The following is a 17859-nucleotide window of genomic DNA, read 5'->3' on the forward strand; positions in this document are numbered from 1 at the left end:
GTTCGCGGCGCTATTTGCCGCCGCCGGCAGAAGTGGACGCGTTCAGCGCCTTGATCACCTTCTCGGTGATGTCGTGCTTCGGATTGATGTAGATCGCTTCCTGCAGGATCGCGTCGTACTTCTCGGCCTCGGCCACTTGCTTGACCACGCGGTTGGCGCGTTCGTAGACCTGCTGCAGCTCTTCGTTCTTGCGCGCGTTGAGGTCTTCCTGAAACTCGCGGCGGCGGCGCTGGAAGTCGCGATCCTGGTCGACCAGTGCGCGCTGGCGGCTCACGCGCTGACTCTCGGACAGCGTCGGCGCCTCGCGCTCGAACCTTTCGGAGGCGGCCTTGAGTGCTTCGCCCTGCGCCGTCAGGTCCTTCTCGCGCTTCAGGAATTCTGACTCGAGCTTCGCCTGCGCGGCCTTGGCCGGCTGCGCTTCACGCAGCACCCGATCGGGATTGACGAAACCGATGCGAAAGGTTTCCTGCGCGTGCGCGGGCGCACCCGCCAGAGCGAAAGCGGGAATCAGCAGCGCACCGGCGGCGCGAAGCAGTGGATTCATTAGAAAGAGGTTCCAATCTGGAATTGCAGGCGTTGAATTCTATCCTTCGGGATCGGATGCAACGGGTCGGTCAAGTCTTCATCCTGGTGCCTGACAGGGACGGCGTAGGCCAGGCGCAGCGGCCCCAGCGGCGAGATCCAACTGATGCCAAGGCCGACGGAGGCGCGGAGCTTCTTCGCCGCTTTCCACTGCGCATCGGTCGAGAAGGCATCGCGCGTGCCGAACACGTTGCCGATGTCGAAGAAGCCGTAGAGGCGCAGCGTGCGGTCGTTGCCGGCGCCCGGAAACGGCGTGCTGAGCTCGGCGTTGAAGATCGCCTTCTTCGTGCCGCCCACCGCTGCGCCTTCGGTTTGCCCCAGCAGCGGCACGTCGCGCGGGCCCAGCGAGTTCTGCTCGAAGCCGCGGACCGACCCCAGGCCGCCGGCGTAGAAGTTCTTGAAGATCGGGTATTGCTTGCCGCCGTACTCCTTGCCATAGCCGACCTCGCCGTTGATCGCGAAGGTGTACTGCTTGGTGATCGGAAAGAACTGCTGGTACTGGTAGTTGGTCTTCAGGTACTTCATGTCGCCACCCACGCCCACCTCGAGGTTGGCGCGCTGCAGGCGTCCGCGGGTCGGCACCAGGGCGCTGTCGCGGTCGTCGCGCGACCAGCCGACGGTCAAGGGCACGCCCCAGACGCTGTCGTTGGTGCAGCCGGTGACAAGGCCCGACGCGCTGGTGCTGCAGCCGAAATAGTTCCGGTACGACTGCGGCGTCAGGAAGGCGACGTTGCCGCCCGGATCGAAACGATAGCGCTCCAATCCGATGCCGAAGAAGACCGTGTCGACCTCGCTGAACGGCACGCCGAAGCGGATGCTTGCGCCTTCGTTGACCAGCCGGTAGTCGCCGTCGACGCTGTAATAGGGCCGCGTGGTCGTGTGATAGATGCCGAAGGTGCGAGAAATGCCGTCCTTCGTGAAATACGGATCCGTGGTCGTCAGAGAGAGCGCCCGGTTGTATTTGCTGGTGTTGACCTGCAAGCCCAGGTAGTTGCCCGAACCGAACACGTTCTCCTGCGCGATGCCGAAGGTGAAGGACACCTTCTCGGCACTCGAAAAACCTGCACCGAGCTGCAGCGTGCCCGTCGGCTTCTCCGCCACGTTGATCGTCAAGTCCACCTGGTCGGGAGAGCCCGGCACCTCCTGCGTCTCCACGTTCACCTCGGTGAAGAAGCCCAGGCGGTCCACCCGGTCGCGCGACAGCTTGATCTTGTCGCCGTCGTACCAGGACGCCTCGTACTGGCGGAACTCGCGCCGGATCACCTCGTCCCTCGTGCGGTTGTTGCCCCCGATGGCCACCCGGCGCACGTAGACGCGCCGCGAGGGCTCCGCCTTCAAGGTCAGCGACACCCGGTTGTTGGTGCGATCGATCTCCGGCTCGGCCTGTACCCGCGCGAACGCATAGCCGAAGGTACCGAAGTAGTCGGTGAAGGCCTTGGTGGTCTCCGTCACCTGCTCGCCGTTGTAGGGCTCCCCGGGCTGGATCGTCACCAGCGACTTGAACTCCTCCTCGCGCCCGAGGTAGTTGCCCTCGAGCTTGACCCCGGCCACCACGAACTTCTCGCCCTCGGTGATGTTCACCGTGATCGCGAGGTCCTGGCGGTCCGGCGAGATCGCCACTTGCGTGGAGTCGATGCGGAACTCCAGGTAGCCGCGGGTGATGTAGTAGGAGCGCAGAGTCTCCAGGTCGGCGTTGAGCTTGGCGCGCGAGTACTGGTTGCTCTTGGTGTACCAGCTCATCCAGCCGCCCGCGTCCTGGTCGAACAGGTCCAGTAGCGTGCCCTCGCTGAAGGCCTTGTTGCCCACGATGCGCACTTCGCGGATGCGCGCGGACTCGCCTTCTGTCACGGTGAAGGTGAGGTTGACCCGGTTGCGCTCGATGGGCGTGACGGTGGTGACGACCTGGGCGTTGTAGAGGCTCCTGCTGACGTACTGGCGCTTGAGCTCCTGCTCGGCGCGGTCGGCCAGGGCCTTGTCGTAGGGGCGGCCGTCGGCCAGCCCTACTTCGCGCAGCGCCTTCTGCAGCGCAGCCTTGTCGAACTCCTTGGTGCCCACGAAGTCGACGTCGGCGATGGTGGGACGCTCCTCGACGATCACCACCAGCACGTTGCCGCTGACGTCGATGCGCACATCCTTGAACAGGCCCAGGTCGAAGAGCGCGCGGATGGCGGCGCTGCCGCGCTCGTCGCTGTAGGTGTCGCCCACGCGCAGCGGCAGCGAGGCGAAGATGGTGCCGGGCTCCACCCGTTGCAGGCCTTCGACCCGGATGTCGCGTACCGTGAAGGGCTCGACGGCCCAGGCGGCCGTGGCGGCGAGTGCACTGGCGACCACCGCGGCAACGCTGCGCAGGCGAAAGCGACTGAATTTATTGTTCATCTGTGAATTGAGCCGGCGCGGAATGGGCCGGCAGAAAGTTAACCAAAGAGTCGAGTCACATCGTTGAAGAGTGCGATCGACATCATGACCAGCAGCAACGCGACACCCCCGCGTTGGAGCCGTTCCATCCATGCATCGGAGACGCTCTTACCGGTCAGGCCCTCCCAAAGATAATACATCAGGTGCCCTCCATCGAGGACCGGCAGCGGCATGAGGTTCAACACGCCGAGGCTCACGCTGATGAGCGCGAGGAACACCAGGTATTGCGTGAGACCCATGCTGGCGGACTTGCCCGCGTAGTCGGCGATCGTCAGCGGCCCGCTCAGGTTCTTGATCGAGGCTTCGCCGATCAGCATCTTGCCGAGCATGCGCACGGTGAGTGTCGACACCTCCCAGGTGCGGATCACGCCGCGCCAGACACCGTCCACCAAGCCCAGCCGCACCGTCACCATCTCGGGTGGCGCACCGACATAGGCGCCGACACGGCCGACCTTGGTCGCAGCTTCGTCGCGCACCTCCGGCGTGACGTCGATGCGGAGCATCTGGCCGCCGCGCTCGATCTCCCAGGTCTGCGCGCGCGGCTGGCCGCCATCGACAGAGGCGCGGATGACGTCGCGCAATTGCTGGCCGTCGACGATGGCCATGCTGCCGACCGAGCGCACCACATCGCCGCGACGCAGGCCCGAGCGCTCGGCGGCGCCTCCTGCCATCACCTCGCCGATCTCGGGTTGCGTCAGCGGTGCGACCACGCCGATCCTGCGGAACATCTGCGCGTCGGCATCCTTGGCCTCGATGCGACTCAGCGGCAGCACGATCTCGCGCGCAGAGCGGGTGCCCTCCCCCGCGATTTCGAGCGTCAGATCGCGGCCGTCGAGCGCACCGCGCGTCATGCGCCAGCGCAGGTCTTCGAAGGATTGCACGGGCTCCAGGTCACCGTCGAAACCGGCGCGCGTGATGTGCTCGCCGCCCCGCAATCCGGCCTGCTCGGCCAGCGAAGCGGCCACCGGCCGGCCCAGCTTCGCGACGGGCTCTTCGACGCCGATCCAATTGACTACGGTGTAGAGCACGACCGCCAGCAGAAGATTGGCGATCGGGCCGGCGGCGACGATGGCGGCGCGCGAACGCAGCGGCTGGGTGTTGAAGGCGCGGTGCCGTTCCTCGGGTACCACCGGGCCCTCGCGCTCGTCGAGCATCTTCACATAGCCGCCGAGGGGGAACGCGGCGATCACGAACTCCGTTTCCTGCCCCGGGTGCTGGCGCTTGGGCTGCCAGCGATACAGCGTCTTGCCGAAGCCGATCGAAAAGCGCAGCACCTTGACCCCGCATGCAACCGCCACCCGATAGTGGCCGTACTCGTGCACCGCGATCAGCAAGCCGAGCGCGACGATGAAGGCAACGACTGTGAGCATGGGGACCCCCGGCGTATGGAAAAGTCAGGCTGCGAAGCGTAGCGCTGCAGCGTTGGCAGCAGCCCGGGCGCTGGCATCCAGTGCCAGCAGGTCGGCCAGCGATGCCGGGTTGGAGGGCAGCACCGCCTCCAAAGTTTCCATGTTGACCGCATGGATGCGGTCGAAGCGCAGGCGATGATCCAGGAATGCTTCTACCGCGACCTCGTTGGCCGCATTGAGGACTGCGGTCGTACCAGAGGCGGCGCGCAGCGCCTGCCAGGCGAGCCCGAGGCCGGGGAACAGCAGCGCGTCGGGCGCATCGAAGGTCAGCGCTGCCATCTGCCGGAAATCGAGCCTGGCGGCACCGCTCTGGATGCGCTCGGGCCAGGCCAGCCCGACTGCGATGGGCACCCGCATGTCGGGCGTGCCGAGCTGTGCGATCACCGAGGCGTCGGTGAACTGCACCATCGAATGCACCACGCTCTGCGGGTGGATCACGACCTCGATCTGCTCGGGCGCCACCCCGAACAGGTGGCGCGCCTCGATCACCTCGAGCGCCTTGTTCATCATGGTGGCGGAATCCACAGAGATCTTGCGACCCATGACCCAGTTCGGATGCGCGCAGGCCTGCTCGGGCGTCACGCTGCCGAGCGTATCGGGCGAACGGGTCCGGAACGGGCCGCCGGACGCGGTCAGGATGATCTTGTCGATGCGCCGCGGCCAGGTGGCCGGATCTTCCGGCAGCGACTGGAAGATCGCCGAATGCTCGCTGTCGATGGGAAGCAGCGTCGCCCCGCCCTCGTGCACCGTGCGCATGAACAGCTCGCCGCCGACCACCAGCGCTTCCTTGTTCGCGAGCAGCAGCCGCTTGCCCGCGCGGGCGGCGGCGAGGCAGGGCCCGAGGCCGGCCGCGCCGACGATGGCGGCCATCACGGCATCGCATTCCTCGTGCGAGGCGATCGTCTCGATGGCGTCCGCGCCCTGCAGCACGCGCGTGGGCAGGCCGCTCAGCTTCAGCTTGTCGGCCAGCAGCCGGGCATGCGCAGGGCTCGCCATGACCGCAAACTTCGGCGAAAACTGCGCGCACTGGGCCAGCAGTTCGTCGACCTTGGTCGCAGCCGAGAGCGCGAACACCTCGAAGCGCTCGGGATGCCGGGCGATCACGTCGAGCGTACTGACGCCGACCGAGCCGGTCGAACCGAGCACCGTGATGCGTTGTCTTGTCGTGTTCACAGGAAGGCCAACATCATGGCAATGGGCAGCGTCGGCAGCAAGGCATCGACGCGATCGAGCACACCGCCGTGGCCCGGCAGCAGGGCGCTGCTGTCCTTGGCGCCGGCGCTGCGCTTGATCAGCGACTCGACCAGATCGCCCACCACGCTCATCGCCGCCAGAAAAACGACGCCGATCAGCAGCAGCCACCATCCGCGATCGGCCAGCCGCGTGTAGAGACTGACCACCGCAGGCTGGGCGGCCGCGTCGGCCCAGACCCAGGCCAAGGCCAGGACGACGACACCAGCCATGCCGCCCCAGACACCCTCCCAGCTTTTGCCGGGACTGATGGCTGGCGCGAGCTTGTTGCGCGTGAACCTGAGCCCGAATGCGCGCCCCGCGAAGTACGCAAAGATGTCGGCCACCCACACCAGCACGAGGATCGACAGCAGGAAGTTGATGCCGATCATGCGTGCCTTGACCACGGCGAGCCAGGCGACCCAAAGCACCAGCAGGCCGCCGACCAGGCGCAGCCCCCTCGGCACGCGCGGCCAACCGGGCACTGCGGCGCGCAGCAGCGCAGCCCCTCCGAGCACCCAGGCGGCGCTGGCGAAGATCCAGACCGGTAGCAGCGACTGCTCGAGCAATCCCAACCACCAGGACAGGACGCAAAGAACGAACGTCTCCAGTCCCACGAACAACGACAACCTCGACCCGTAGCCGTTGAGCCGCGCCCATTCCCAGGCCGCCGCGGCGATCAGCGCCAGCATCACGCAGGCAAGAGGTACGTGCGACGGATAGAAAAGCGCCGGCAGCAGGATCGCCAACAGGACGATCGCAGTGAGGATGCGTTGTTTGAGCATTCGCTCAGGCGGCCTGCGGATCGCGCCATGCGTTGCCCGCGACCTGCGCGGAAGTCTGGCCGAACCGGCGCTCGCGGCGCTGGAAGGCGGCAATGGCTTCGTCGAGTGCAGCCTCGTCGAACTCGGGCCAGAGGCGATCGCTGAAGAACAGCTCGGCATAGGCGCTCTGCCACAGCAGGAAGTTCGACAGCCGCTGCTCGCCCCCGGTACGGATGAACAGATCGGGATCCGGCACGTGCGACAGCGCCATTGCCGCATCGAGGTTGGCCTCGGTCAGCGGCTCGCCGCGCGCGGCGAGCTGGGCCGCGGCGCGCGCGATGTCCCAGCGGCCGCCGTAGTTGAAGCAGACGTTGAGCACCAGCCGGGTGTTGTGGGCCGTCGCCGCCTCCGCCTGCAGCAGGCCGGCGGCGATTTTCTCGGACAGGCCGCCGCGCTCGCCGATGAAATGCAGCCGCACGCCGTCATGGCTCAACTTCGGCACCTCGCGGCCGAGCGCGCCGACCATCAAGTCCATCAGCCCGGAAACTTCCTCGACGGGACGGTTCCAGTTCTCGGAGGAGAAGGCGAACACGGTGAGAACCGCGACGCCGCGATCGACACAGGCCTTGACGCAGCGGCGCAAGGATTCGACGCCCTGCTTGTGTCCCGCGACGCGCGGCAGAAAGCGGCGCGTGGCCCAGCGTCCATTGCCATCCATGACGATGGCAATGTGGTGGGGTATGGCAGGCAAGGTTGCCATCAGACGGCCATGATCTCCGCTTCCTTGGCCGCCACCAGCCGGTCGATCTCGCCGATGTGGCGATCGGTCACCTTCTGGATCTCGGCCTCGGCCCGCTTCTGATCGTCTTCGGAAGCCAGCTTGTCCTTGACCAGCTTCTTGATCGCATCATTGGCGTCGCGGCGCAGGTTGCGGGTCGCGATCTTGGCGGTCTCGCCCTCGTTGCGCACCAGCTTGGTCATCTCCTTGCGGCGCTCTTCGCTCATCGGCGGCAGCGGCACGCGGATCAGGTCGCCCATCGACGCGGGATTGAGGCCCAGATCGCTTTCGCGGATCGCCTTTTCGATCTTGGCGCCCATGCCCTTTTCCCACGGCTGGACGCTGATGGTGCGCGAATCGAGCAGCGACACGTTCGCCACCTGCGACAGCGGCACCGAGGAGCCGTAGTACTCGACGTGGATCGAGTCCAGCAGCGCCGGATTGGCGCGGCCGGTGCGGATCTTGGTCAGGTTGTTCTGGAATGCGGCGAGCGACTGGTTCATCTTGGCGTCGGTCGCATCACGGATTTCTGCAATGGTCATCTTCTTGGTCCTCTTCAGGCATGCACCAGCGTGCCTTCGTCCTCGCCCATCACAACGCGCTTGAGTGCGCCGTTCTTGAAGATCGAGAACACCTTGATCGGCAGGTTCTGGTCGCGGCACAGCGCGAAAGCCGTGGCGTCCATGATGCCGAGATTCTGCGCGATGGCTTCGTCGAAGCTCAAGCGCGAATAGCGCGTCGCGCTCAGGTCCTTCTTGGGGTCCGCGGTATAGACGCCGTCGACCTTGGTGGCCTTAAGCACCAGCTCCGCACCGATCTCGGCGCCGCGCAGCGCCGCGGCCGTGTCGGTCGTGAAGAAGGGGTTGCCGGTGCCGGCCGCGAAAATCACGACCTTGCCCTCTTCGAGGTACTGCAGCGCCTTGGGGCGAACGTAGGGCTCCACGACCTGCTCGATCGCGATGGCCGACATCACGCGGGCGATCAAGCCCTGCTTGTTCATCGCGTCGGCCAGCGCCAGCGCGTTCATGACGGTCGCCAGCATGCCCATGTAATCGGCAGTGGCGCGGTCCATGCCCACCGAGCCGCCGGCCACGCCTCGGAAGATGTTGCCGCCGCCGATCACGACGGCGACCTCGACACCCATGTTCACCACCTCGGCCACCTCGCCGACCATGCGCACGATCGTCGCCCGGTTGATGCCGAAGGCGTCGTCACCCATCAATGCCTCGCCCGACAGCTTCAACAAGATCCGCTTGTGGGCTGGTCGGGCGTCGGACATGGGTGAATTCCTTTGGGGTTGGCGGGGCGAGTGTAAAACGTGATTGCTAAAAAGCGGCAGCGCGCGATGCGCGCCGTCGCCTGGGGCGGCACTCAGGCTGCCGCTTTGGCAGCAGCGACCTGCGCCGCAACTTCGGCCGCGAAGTCGTCGACCTTCTTCTCGATGCCTTCACCGACCACGTAGAGAGTGAAGCCCTTGATCGAGGTGTTCGCCGCCTTAAGCATCTGCTCCACCGTCTGCTTATCGTTCTTCACGAAAGCCTGGTTGTGCAGCGAGACTTCCTTCAGGTACTTTTGAACGCCGCCTTCGATGCGCTTGGCCACGATGTCGGCCGGCTGCGGCTTCTTGCCTTCGGCTTCGGCGGCCTTGCGGTCTTCCTCGGCCTTGCCGGCGGCGACCGCACGCTCTTTCTCGATCAGATCGGCCGGCACGTCGGCGCTGGAGATGGCCACCGGCTTCATCGCTGCGATGTGCATCGCAACGTCCTTGGCGGACGTGTCGTCGCCCTCGAACTCGACCATCACGCCGATGCGCGTGCCGTGCAGGTACGAGGCCAGCTTGCCGTTGCCGGCGAAACGCTTGAAGCGGCGGAAGCTCATGTTCTCGCCGATCTTGCCGATCAAGCCCTTGCGCACGTCTTCCAGCGTCGGGCCGAACCCGTCCTGCTCGTAGGGCAGCGCACCCAGCGCGGCCAGGTCGGCGGGGTTGTGCTTGGCAACCAGCATCGCTGCGGCATTGGCCATGGCGAGGAAGCTGTCGTTCTTGGTGACGAAGTCGGTTTCGCAATTGATTTCGATCATCGCGCCGGCATCGCCACCGACGAAAGCCGTGACCACGCCTTCCGCGGTGATGCGGCCCGAGGCTTTCCCGGCCTTGTTGCCGAGCTTGATGCGCAGCAGCTCTTCGGCCTTGTCCATGTTGCCGTCGGCCTCGGTCAGGGCCTTCTTGCATTCCATCATCGGGGCGTCGGTCTTTGCGCGCAGTTCGCCGACCATGCTTGCGGTGATTGTTGCCATGTCGTTTCTCCGTTCGGTTTGTCAGTTGCGACGGCCCGCACCGGGCGCGCCGCGAAAATCAAGTTAAAAAAAAGGGGCAACAAAGCCCCTTCTTCAGGCTCGTGAGAGCGCCGATCAGGCGGAAGCGCCCTCTTCGACTTCGACGAATTCATCCCCGCTGCCTTCGGCAACGGCCTTCACCACGTCGTTGACCGCGCTGGCGCGGCCTTCGATGATTGCGTCGGCGATGCCGCGGGCGTACAACGTGACGGCCTTGGACGAATCGTCATTGCCCGGGATCACGTAGTCGATGCCTTCGGGCGAGTGGTTGGAATCGACCACGCCGATCAGCGGAATGCCGAGCTTCTTGGCTTCGGCCACGGCGATCTTGTGGAAGCCCACGTCGATCACGAAGATGGCGTCGGGCAGCGAGGTCATGTCCTGGATGCCGCCGATGTCCTTCTCGAGCTTCTCGATCTCGCGGGTGAAGGTGAGCTGCTCTTTCTTGCTCAAGCTGTCGAGGCCGGCTTCCTGCTGGGCCTTCATGTCCTTCAGCCGCTTGATCGAGGTCTTGACGGTCTTGAAGTTGGTCAGCATGCCGCCGAGCCAGCGGGTATCGACAAAGGGCACGCCGGCGCGACGGGCCTCGGCCGCCACGATCTCGCGCGCCTGGCGCTTGGTGCCGACCATCAGGATGGTGCCGCGGTTGGCGGTGAGCTGCTTGGCGTACTTCATCGCGTCCTGGAACATCGGAAGCGACTTTTCCAGGTTGATGATGTGAATCTTGTTGCGATGGCCGAAGATGTACGGGGCCATCTTGGGGTTCCAGAAGCGCGTTTGGTGACCGAAATGGACACCGGCTTCCAGCATTTCGCGCATGGTCGTCGACATAGGAATAACTCCAAAGGTTGGGTCTAAAATCCAGCCCGTTTTGTGCGCCTTCCTTCGAAAGGAAAAGAGGCTCACAACACCTTGAATGGGCTGGTTTGCGGATGCATCTCGCCTCGGGAAAATGCCCATGGCGAAACCCAAAGAGTATAGCACGCACCCCCGTCCCCTCCTCTGTAGCCACCCTCACCATGCGCCCTGACCTGCACGCCACCCGCCTCGCCCTGCTGGCGGGCGCCTCCGATGCGCGCACCGAAATGGAGCACTCCATTGCGCAGGCCCAGTCTCCGGCCTGCCGGCACGTTTTTACGCGCACCCTGTTCGACGAGGCGCGCCATGCTGCGGCGTCCGCGCGCCCGCAGCAGCGCCTGGCCGGTCTGGCCTTTTCAGCCAAGGACTTGTTCGACCTGGCCGGCCAGCCGACGCCGGCCGGCTCGGTCGTGCTGGCCCATGCGCCGGCGGCCAAGGCGGACGCCCCCGCAGTCGCGCGCCTGCGCGCCGCCGGGGGCGCGCTCATCGGCCGCACCAACATGACCGAGTTCGCCTTCTCGGGCGTGGGCGTGAACCCGCACCACGGCACGCCGGCCAACGCGAGCGATGCCGCCACGCCGCGCATCCCGGGCGGCTCGTCGTCGGGGGCTGCGGTTTCGGTGGCGAGCGGCGCCGCCTTCATCGGGCTGGGCTCCGACACCGGCGGCTCGATCCGCATCCCGGCCGCGCTCAACGGCATCGTCGGCTTCAAGAACACCGCGCGGCTGGTGCCGGCGGATGGCGCACTGCCGCTGTCCACCACGCTCGACACTGTCTGCGCCATGACGCGCTCGGTGCGTGATGCGATCACCGCGCACGAAATCCTCGCCGCCCGGCGCGTCACCGCCGGCACCGCTCCGCTGTCCGCCTACCGGCTGGCGATGGTCACGGATCTCTTCTTCGACGAAATCGAGCCCGCGGTGGCGAGCGCCTTCGAGCGCACGATCCGGACGCTGCGCGCGGCAGGTGCGCGCATCGACGAGATTGCGCTGCCCGAACTGGCCGACCTGCGCTCGATCAATGCCACGGGCGGGTTCTCCGCGGCCGAGGGCTACGCCTGGCACCGCCTGCTGTTGGAGCGCAGCGGCGCTGGCTACGACCCGCGGGTGGCGCAGCGCATCCTCAAGGGCGCGACCATGAAGGCGCACGAATACATCGACTTGGTCCACGCGCGTCGGGACTGGATCGCCCGCATGGAACGGGCGCTCGCGCCCTTCGACGCCGTGCTCTCGCCCACCGTGCCGATCGCCGCGCCGGCCACCGCCAGCGTGGCGCCCGGCGCAGAACACGACGAGATCTTTTTCCGCATCAACGCGCTGCTGCTGCGCAACCCGTCGGTCGTCAACATGCTCGACGGCTGTGCGATTTCGCTGCCTTGCCACGTCGAGGGCGAATTGCCCGTCGGCCTCATGCTTTGGCATGGCGCCCTACACGACGACGCGCTGCTCGCGATCGCATTGCAGGCCGAACGCGAGTTACAACAACGGCACTAGCGGCCGTGCGCCTCGCAGGCAGGCGCCGGCATACATTTCACCGCAAAGAATCGAATGAAAATCGCGATCGTGGGCGCCGGGATCATTGGCGTCACCACAGCCTGGGAGCTGGCGTCGGATGGGCACGAAGTGGTCGTTTTCGAGCGCCGCGGCGCCGCCGCAGAGGAATCCAGTTTTGCCAACGCCGGCGTGGTCGCACCCGGCTATGTCACGCCTTGGGCCGGCCCCGGCATGCGCGGCAAGGTGCTGCGCTCCCTGCTCTCCACGCACGGCGCCATCAAGCTGCGCTGGCCATTGTCGCGGCGCGACCTGTCCTGGATGGCGCACTGGCAGCGCGCCTGCAAGCTCGAAACCTACCTGAGCAACCGCGCGCGCATGCAGCGCCTGGCCTTTTATAGCCGTACGCGCCTGCACGAGATCACCGAGGCACGCGAGCTCAGCTACGAGCGTACCGACGGATACCTCGTGCTGCTTCGTTCCAAGCGCGAGAAGAAGCTCGTTCAAGCCGGCCTGGAGGTACTGCGAGCGGCAGGCAGCAGCTTCCGCGAAGTGGATGCCGACGAGGCCCGCAAGATCGAGCCCGCGCTCAGCGCCGACACCCCGCTCGCCGGCGCCATTTACCTGCCCGAGGACGAGGTCGCCAATTGCCGGCAGTTCGCACTGCTGCTCAAGTGGGAAGCCGAGGCGCTGGGCGCCCAGTTCCACTTCAACTGCGATCTCGCGCCGCTGAAGCGCGCGGCGCCGACCGAGCTTTCGCTGGCGAGCGGCTCGGAGGGCCATCGCTTCGACGCGGTCGTGGTGTGCGCCGGCGTGGCCTCGGCCGACCTGCTGCAGCCCCTGGGCCTGCGCATTCCGCTCGCGCCGGTCTACGGCCATTCGATCAGCGCCAATATCCGCGAACCGCTCAACGCACCGCGCAGCGCCGTGATGGACGAGCGCTACAAGGTGGCGATCTCCCGCCTCGGACTGCGCGTGCGGGTGGCCGGAAGCGCCGAGCTCGGCGGCTCGCTCGACGCGATGCATCCCACCGCGCTGCAAACGCTCTACAAGGTGCTGCACGACTGGTTTCCGGGTGCCGTCACCCTGCAGGCCGGCGTCCAGCAATGGAAAGGGGCACGGCCAATGCTGCCGGACGGCCCGCCCATCATCGGTCCGAGCGGCATACCCGGCGTGTGGCTCAATCTCGGCCATGGTTCCAGCGGCTGGGCCCTGTCGTGCGGCAGTGCGCGCGTTCTGGCAGACATGATGGGTGGCCGCGACGCGGGTGTCGATCTCGAAGGCTTGGGCATCGAACGCCTGCTGCAACACTGAAGCAGAAGGTCCATGCAGCGCGTCACCACCGCCACCGCCGCCCCGCTGTTCGACGTCGCGGCCTCGCGGCGGATCGAACAGGCGGCCGCGGCGGTCCTTCCACCGCACACGCTGATGCAGCGCGCAGGCTTGGCGGTCGCACGCCTGGCGATGGCGATGGCGCCCCACGCGCGCACGATCTGGGTCGCCTGCGGGCCCGGCAACAACGGCGGCGATGGCTTCGAGGCAGCGGCGCAGTTGCAGCAGCGCGGCTTCGCGGCGGTTGTCACCCGGATCGGCGACGACAGCCACTTGCCGGCCGACGCGCGCACTTCGCTGCAACGCGCACGCGATGCCGGCGTGCGCTTCGCGGACGCACCGCCGCAGCATGCCGAACTCGCCATCGATGCACTGCTCGGGATCGGCTCCGCGCGCGCGCCCAAGGGCTTGATGGCCGACTGGCTGCGCCGCATGCACGCCGGCTCCGCGGCCGTGCTCAGCGTCGACACGCCGTCGGGCCTGAATGCCGACACCGGCGTGCTGTCGATGGAATTCCCCTCAGCGCCCGCAGGCGTCCGGCGCACCTGCCTGAGCCTGCTGACGCTCAAGCCGGGTCTCTTCACGGGCCAGGGCCGCGATGCGACCGGCGAGGTGTGGTTCGACGACCTCGGCATCGCCCCGGCTGCCGAGCAGGCCACGGCGCGCCTTTCCGGCGCGCCGCCCGAACAAGCGCGGCGGCACGCTTCCCACAAGGGGAGCTACGGTGATGTGGCCGTGATCGGAGGCGCGCCCGGCATGGCCGGCGCTGCCTTGCTTGCGGCTTCCGCAGCCCTGAACGCGGGCGCCGGGCGCGTATTCGTCGCCCCGCTCGACACCCGGCTCCCCATGCTCGACCTCATGCAGCCCGAGCTGATGTTCCGGCGCCCGGAGACGCTGGATTTGAGCGCCATGACGGTCGTTTGCGGCTGCGGCGGCGGGTCGGCGGTGCGCGATCTTCTGGCGCAAGTGATGGAGACAGCCCGTGCGCTGGTGCTCGATGCCGATGCGCTCAATGCCATCGCAGGCGACGACGCCTTGCAGGCCCTGCTCGTTGCGCGCCTCCGCGCGGACCGCGCCACTGTGCTCACGCCGCATCCCCTGGAAGCAGCGCGGCTGCTGAGCGTGAACGCGACGGATGTGCAAGCCGACCGGCTGCGTGCCGCGCATCGGCTCGTGGATCGCTTCGGCGCGACGGTCGTCCTCAAGGGCTCGGGCACCGTCGTGGCTGCACCGGGTACCACACCCGTGATCAACGCCACCGGAAACGCCCGTCTCGCCACCGCAGGCACGGGCGACGTGCTGGCCGGCATGATCGGCGCCGAGCTGGCGGCCGGCCTGCCGGCAATGGCGGCGGCCTGCGAGGCGGTATGGCGGCATGGCCATCGCGCGGACCTGTGGCCGGCGGAGAGCCCGCTCACCGCCGGCGCGCTGGCGCGCGGCTGAGCGCGCCTATCCGCGTCCGACGAAGGGCATCTTGGTGGCCATCACCGTGTGGAACAGCACGTTCGCCTCCAGCGGCAGATTCGCCATGTAGAGCACCGACTGGCCGACGATGGACACGTCCATCACCGGTTCGATCGCAATCTCGCCATTGGCCTGCGGCACGCCCTTGGCCATGCGCGCGGCGAGCTCGGTCAGCGCATTGCCGACATCGATCTGCCCCACGGCGATGTCGTGCTTGCGACCGTCGAGCGATGCCGTCTTGGTGAGGCCTTCCACTGCGTGCTTGGTCGCGGTGTAGGCCATTGAGTTGGGCCGCGGCGAGGTGGCGGAGATGGAGCCGTTGTTGATGACGCGGCCGCCCCGCGGCGTCTGCGACTTCATCGTGCGAAAGGCCTGCTGGATGCAATAGAACATCCCGTTCAGATTGATGTCGACCACGCCTCGCCACTGCTCGGGCGTCCAATCCTCGAACGGGCCGGGCGGATTGCCGACACCGGCGTTGTTGAACAGCAGGTCGACGCGGCCGAAGCGCTCGACCGCCGCGGCGAACAGCGCCTGCACCGACTCCGGATTGGCCACGTCGGTGGGCACCGCGAACGCACGCGCGCCGGCGCCCGAGGCATCGGCCACTTCCTCCAGCGGCTCGAGCCGGCGGCCTGCCAGCACCACGCTCCAGCCGTCGCCCAGCAATGCGAGTGCGGCGGCGCGGCCGATGCCGGTGCCGGCCCCCGTGACGACCGCGATGCGGCTCTTCTTTTCAACGCTCATCTTCGTTTCTCCTTCAACGGCGCGGTTTGCGCCCTTTCATCTTGTTGGCCGCCTTCTTGACGGCCGACCGGAAGGCCTGCATGGCCGATTGCGGGGCGGCCGCAGCGGCCCTATCGCTGCGTTCGACCGCTGGTTCGGGCTTCTTGCTGCGCGCACTGCGCTTGGCCGATGCCTTGGCCGGCACGCCGCCGGTGGCAACGCCCTTGTCCTTCATGGCACGCGTGCCCAACTCCTCGCCTTCGCGCACCAGGCGGAAATCGATCTTGCGGCCATCGAGATCGACGCGGCTCACCTGCACCCGCACCCTCGTGCCGATCGCATAGCGGATGCCTGTGCGCTCGCCGCGCAATTCCTGCCGCTGCTCATCGAACTTGAAGTACTCGCCGCCGAGTTCCGTGATGTGGACCAGGCCCTCGACGTACATCGCGTCGAGCGTGACGAAGATGCCGAAAGTGGTGGCCGCCGTGACCACGCCGCCGTACTCCTCGCCGAGGTGTTCGCGCATGTACTTGCACTTGAGCCAGGCTTCCACGTCGCGGCTGGCTTCGTCGGCGCGCCGCTCGTTGGCGCTGCAATGCAGGCCGGCAGCCTCCCAGGCCAGCACTTCCTTGCTGGGCGCCACCGTGGCCTTCTGCGGCTTGGCGGTGGGCGCTTTCACGCGCGACGCAAGCCGCTTGGCGAGCTTCGCATGCGCCTCACCCGGCGTCGGCAGCATCGGCAGCTGGTACTTGGTCTTGCCGAGGATGGCCTTGATCACGCGATGCACCAGCAGATCGGGATAACGCCGGATCGGGCTCGTGAAGTGCGTGTACGCCTCGTAGGCCAAGCCGAAATGGCCGCTGTTGATCGGCGTGTAGATCGCCTGCTGCATCGAGCGCAGCAGCATCGTGTGGATCTGCTGCGCGTCAGGGCGTTCCTTCGTCGCCTCGGCGATGGCCTGGAACTCGCCCGGCTTCGGATCGTCGGTGATCGAGAGTCCGACGCCCATCGCCTTGAGGTAGCCGCGCAGGATCTCCTTCTTCTCGGGCGTCGGCCCTTCGTGCACGCGGTACAGGCCCGGGTGCTTGCCTTCGGCGATGAAGTCCGCGCTGCAGACGTTGGCTGCCAGCATGGCCTCCTCGATCAGCCGGTGCGCTTCGTTGCGCGTGCGCGGCACGATCTTCTCGATGCGGCCTGCGTCGTCGCAGATGATCTGCGTCTCGGTGGTTTCGAAGTCGACCGCGCCGCGCTTCGAACGCTGGTTGAGCAGCGCGCGATAGACGTCGTGCAGGTTCAGCAGGTCCTTCACGCGGTCCTTGCGCTTCGCCGCTTCCGGCCCGCGCGTGTTACCGAGGATGGCGGCCACCTCGGTGTAGGTGAAGCGTGCATGACTCCACATCACCGCCGGGTAGAACTGATAGGCATAGATCTCGCCGTCGGCCGCGACCAGCATGTCGCAGACCATGCACAGACGCTCGACCTCCGGATTGAGCGAGCACAGCCCGTTCGACAGCTTCTCCGGCAGCATCGGGATCACGCGGCGCGGGAAGTAGACGCTGGTGGCGCGGTCGTAGGCGTCGATGTCGATCGCCGAGCCGGTCTGCACATAGGAACTGACGTCGGCGATCGCGACCAGCAGGCGCCAGCCCTTGCCGCGACCCACCTTGGCGGGTTCGCAGTACACAGCATCGTCGAAGTCGCGCGCATCCTCGCCGTCGATGGTGACCAGGGGTACGTCGGTCAGGTCGATGCGGCCCTTCTTGTCGGCCGCGCGCACCTTGTCGGGCAAGGCTTTCGCTTCGGCCAGGCAGGCTTCGGAAAATTCATGCGGCACGCCGTACTTGCGCACCGCGATCTCGATCTCCATGCCGGGATCGTCGATCTCGCCGAGTACTTCTTTCACGCGCCCGACGGGCTGGCCGAACAGCGCGGGCGGCTCGGTCAACTGCACGACGACGACCTGGCCGACCTTGGCCGTGCCGGTCGCGCCCTTGGGAATCAGAACGTCCTGGCCGTAGCGCTTGTCTTCGGGCGCGACCAGCCAGATGCCGCCTTCGTGCAGCAGGCGGCCGATGATCGGTTGCTCAGGCCGCTCGATGATCTCGACCACGCGGCCCTCGGGACGACCGCGCCGGTCCTGGCGCACGACGCGCGCCTTGACGCGGTCCTTGTGCAGCACTGCACGCATCTCGTTGGGGGGCAGATAGATGTCGGCTTCGCCATCGTCGCGCTGCACGAAACCGTGCCCGTCGCGATGACCTTGCACCGTGCCTTCAACCTCGTCCAGCAGTCCGCTGGGGTGGCTTAAATTTTTGATATGATCTCTCTCTTTCCTGAAATTCAAAACCTGTTGCGAGGGACTAGTTCCCAAGCAACACGTGGGCCCAGATGGCGGAATTGGTAGACGCACTAGTTTCAGGTACTAGCGAGTAACATCGTGGAGGTTCGAGTCCTCTTCTGGGCACCAAGTTTAGATA

At 66.6% G+C, this 17859-nt stretch carries 15 protein-coding genes and 1 tRNA gene; 4 read left to right on the forward strand and 12 right to left on the reverse strand.

The features are described from left to right. Positions 1–10: 10 nt before the first annotated feature. From EJI01_RS02375 to rpsB, 10 genes are all read right to left on the reverse strand, one after another. Positions 11–544 carry an OmpH family outer membrane protein gene (locus EJI01_RS02375; RefSeq protein ID WP_126835493.1) on the reverse strand — a complete coding sequence of 178 codons (534 nt, stop codon included), beginning with the start codon at positions 542–544 and terminating at the stop codon, positions 11–13. Next, entirely contained in the window at positions 544–2958 is a 2415-nt protein-coding gene (gene bamA, locus EJI01_RS02380) for an outer membrane protein assembly factor BamA (protein ID WP_126835494.1), read from the reverse strand. Before bamA ends, EJI01_RS02375 begins: the two co-directional genes overlap by 1 nt. Positions 2959–2996: 38 nt before the next feature. Further along, positions 2997–4367: an RIP metalloprotease RseP gene (rseP, locus tag EJI01_RS02385; protein WP_126835495.1), complete on the reverse strand. Its 1371-nt coding sequence runs from the start codon at positions 4365–4367 to the stop codon at positions 2997–2999. A 24-nt stretch (positions 4368–4391) separates the two neighbouring features. After that, the gene (gene ispC, locus EJI01_RS02390) at positions 4392–5579 is read right to left on the reverse strand and encodes a 1-deoxy-D-xylulose-5-phosphate reductoisomerase (protein ID WP_126835496.1); all 1188 of its coding nucleotides are present in this window, start codon (positions 5577–5579) and stop codon (positions 4392–4394) included. Further along, positions 5576–6421, reverse strand: a complete 846-nt coding sequence (locus EJI01_RS02395; protein WP_126835497.1) for a phosphatidate cytidylyltransferase — start codon at positions 6419–6421, stop codon at positions 5576–5578. Before EJI01_RS02395 ends, ispC begins: the two co-directional genes overlap by 4 nt. A 4-nt stretch (positions 6422–6425) precedes the next feature. Continuing rightward, positions 6426–7160, reverse strand: a complete 735-nt coding sequence (gene uppS / locus EJI01_RS02400; protein WP_126835498.1) for a polyprenyl diphosphate synthase — start codon at positions 7158–7160, stop codon at positions 6426–6428. Next, positions 7160–7720 carry a ribosome recycling factor gene (gene frr, locus EJI01_RS02405; RefSeq protein WP_126835499.1) on the reverse strand — a complete coding sequence of 187 codons (561 nt, stop codon included), beginning with the start codon at positions 7718–7720 and terminating at the stop codon, positions 7160–7162. Before frr ends, uppS begins: the two co-directional genes overlap by 1 nt. 14 nt (positions 7721–7734) lie before the next feature. Continuing rightward, on the reverse strand, positions 7735–8457 hold the full coding sequence (pyrH, locus tag EJI01_RS02410) for a UMP kinase (RefSeq protein WP_126835500.1): 723 nt from the start codon (positions 8455–8457) through the stop codon (positions 7735–7737). Between the two features lie 92 nt (positions 8458–8549). Continuing rightward, the gene (gene tsf, locus EJI01_RS02415) at positions 8550–9473 is read right to left on the reverse strand and encodes a translation elongation factor Ts (RefSeq protein WP_126835501.1); all 924 of its coding nucleotides are present in this window, start codon (positions 9471–9473) and stop codon (positions 8550–8552) included. A gap of 114 nt (positions 9474–9587) precedes the next feature. Continuing rightward, positions 9588–10343 (reverse strand): 30S ribosomal protein S2, encoded by a 756-nt coding sequence (gene rpsB, locus EJI01_RS02420; RefSeq protein ID WP_126835502.1) that lies wholly within the window; start codon positions 10341–10343, stop codon positions 9588–9590. A 188-nt stretch (positions 10344–10531) separates the two neighbouring features. Between rpsB and EJI01_RS02425 the strand changes: the two genes are divergently transcribed. From EJI01_RS02425 to EJI01_RS02435, 3 genes are read left to right on the forward strand one after another with little or no spacing between them, the layout of a single operon-like run. After that, complete coding sequence (locus tag EJI01_RS02425; protein WP_126835503.1) at positions 10532–11863, forward strand: amidase; 1332 nt, start codon at positions 10532–10534, stop codon at positions 11861–11863. Between the two features lie 54 nt (positions 11864–11917). Next, positions 11918–13174: a D-amino acid dehydrogenase gene (locus EJI01_RS02430; RefSeq protein ID WP_126835504.1), complete on the forward strand. Its 1257-nt coding sequence runs from the start codon at positions 11918–11920 to the stop codon at positions 13172–13174. A gap of 12 nt (positions 13175–13186) precedes the next feature. Next, on the forward strand, positions 13187–14635 hold the full coding sequence (locus EJI01_RS02435; RefSeq protein ID WP_126835505.1) for an NAD(P)H-hydrate dehydratase: 1449 nt from the start codon (positions 13187–13189) through the stop codon (positions 14633–14635). Positions 14636–14641: 6 nt separating this feature from the next. Here the strand turns inward: EJI01_RS02435 and EJI01_RS02440 are convergent, their stop codons facing one another. Both EJI01_RS02440 and rnr read right to left on the reverse strand, forming a co-directional pair. Next, positions 14642–15403: an SDR family oxidoreductase gene (locus EJI01_RS02440; RefSeq protein WP_126835506.1), complete on the reverse strand. Its 762-nt coding sequence runs from the start codon at positions 15401–15403 to the stop codon at positions 14642–14644. 13 nt (positions 15404–15416) lie between these two features. Continuing rightward, positions 15417–17672, reverse strand: coding sequence for a ribonuclease R (gene rnr, locus EJI01_RS02445; protein ID WP_185878794.1), 2256 nt, complete (start codon positions 17670–17672; stop codon positions 15417–15419). Positions 17673–17764: 92 nt separating this feature from the next. Here rnr and EJI01_RS02450 point away from each other — a divergent pair. After that, positions 17765–17849: transfer RNA gene (locus EJI01_RS02450), tRNA-Leu, on the forward strand. Positions 17850–17859 lie beyond the last annotated feature (10 nt).

Source organism: Variovorax sp. MHTC-1, assembly GCF_003984645.1.
Taxonomy (GTDB): Bacteria; Pseudomonadota; Gammaproteobacteria; order Burkholderiales; family Burkholderiaceae_C; genus Variovorax.

Coding starts and splice junctions, on each gene's coding strand:
- EJI01_RS02395 (WP_126835497.1), bottom strand. CDS start 6,421: ATGCTCAAACAACGCATCCTCACTGCGATCGTCCTGTTGGCGATCCTG.
- pyrH (WP_126835500.1), bottom strand. CDS start 8,457: ATGTCCGACGCCCGACCAGCCCACAAGCGGATCTTGTTGAAGCTGTCG.
- EJI01_RS02435 (WP_126835505.1), top strand. CDS start 13,187: ATGCAGCGCGTCACCACCGCCACCGCCGCCCCGCTGTTCGACGTCGCG.
- uppS (WP_126835498.1), bottom strand. CDS start 7,160: ATGGCAACCTTGCCTGCCATACCCCACCACATTGCCATCGTCATGGAT.
- EJI01_RS02425 (WP_126835503.1), top strand. CDS start 10,532: ATGCGCCCTGACCTGCACGCCACCCGCCTCGCCCTGCTGGCGGGCGCC.
- EJI01_RS02430 (WP_126835504.1), top strand. CDS start 11,918: ATGAAAATCGCGATCGTGGGCGCCGGGATCATTGGCGTCACCACAGCC.
- bamA (WP_126835494.1), bottom strand. CDS start 2,958: ATGAACAATAAATTCAGTCGCTTTCGCCTGCGCAGCGTTGCCGCGGTG.
- EJI01_RS02440 (WP_126835506.1), bottom strand. CDS start 15,403: ATGAGCGTTGAAAAGAAGAGCCGCATCGCGGTCGTCACGGGGGCCGGC.
- rpsB (WP_126835502.1), bottom strand. CDS start 10,343: ATGTCGACGACCATGCGCGAAATGCTGGAAGCCGGTGTCCATTTCGGT.
- EJI01_RS02375 (WP_126835493.1), bottom strand. CDS start 544: ATGAATCCACTGCTTCGCGCCGCCGGTGCGCTGCTGATTCCCGCTTTC.
- frr (WP_126835499.1), bottom strand. CDS start 7,720: ATGACCATTGCAGAAATCCGTGATGCGACCGACGCCAAGATGAACCAG.
- tsf (WP_126835501.1), bottom strand. CDS start 9,473: ATGGCAACAATCACCGCAAGCATGGTCGGCGAACTGCGCGCAAAGACC.
- rseP (WP_126835495.1), bottom strand. CDS start 4,367: ATGCTCACAGTCGTTGCCTTCATCGTCGCGCTCGGCTTGCTGATCGCG.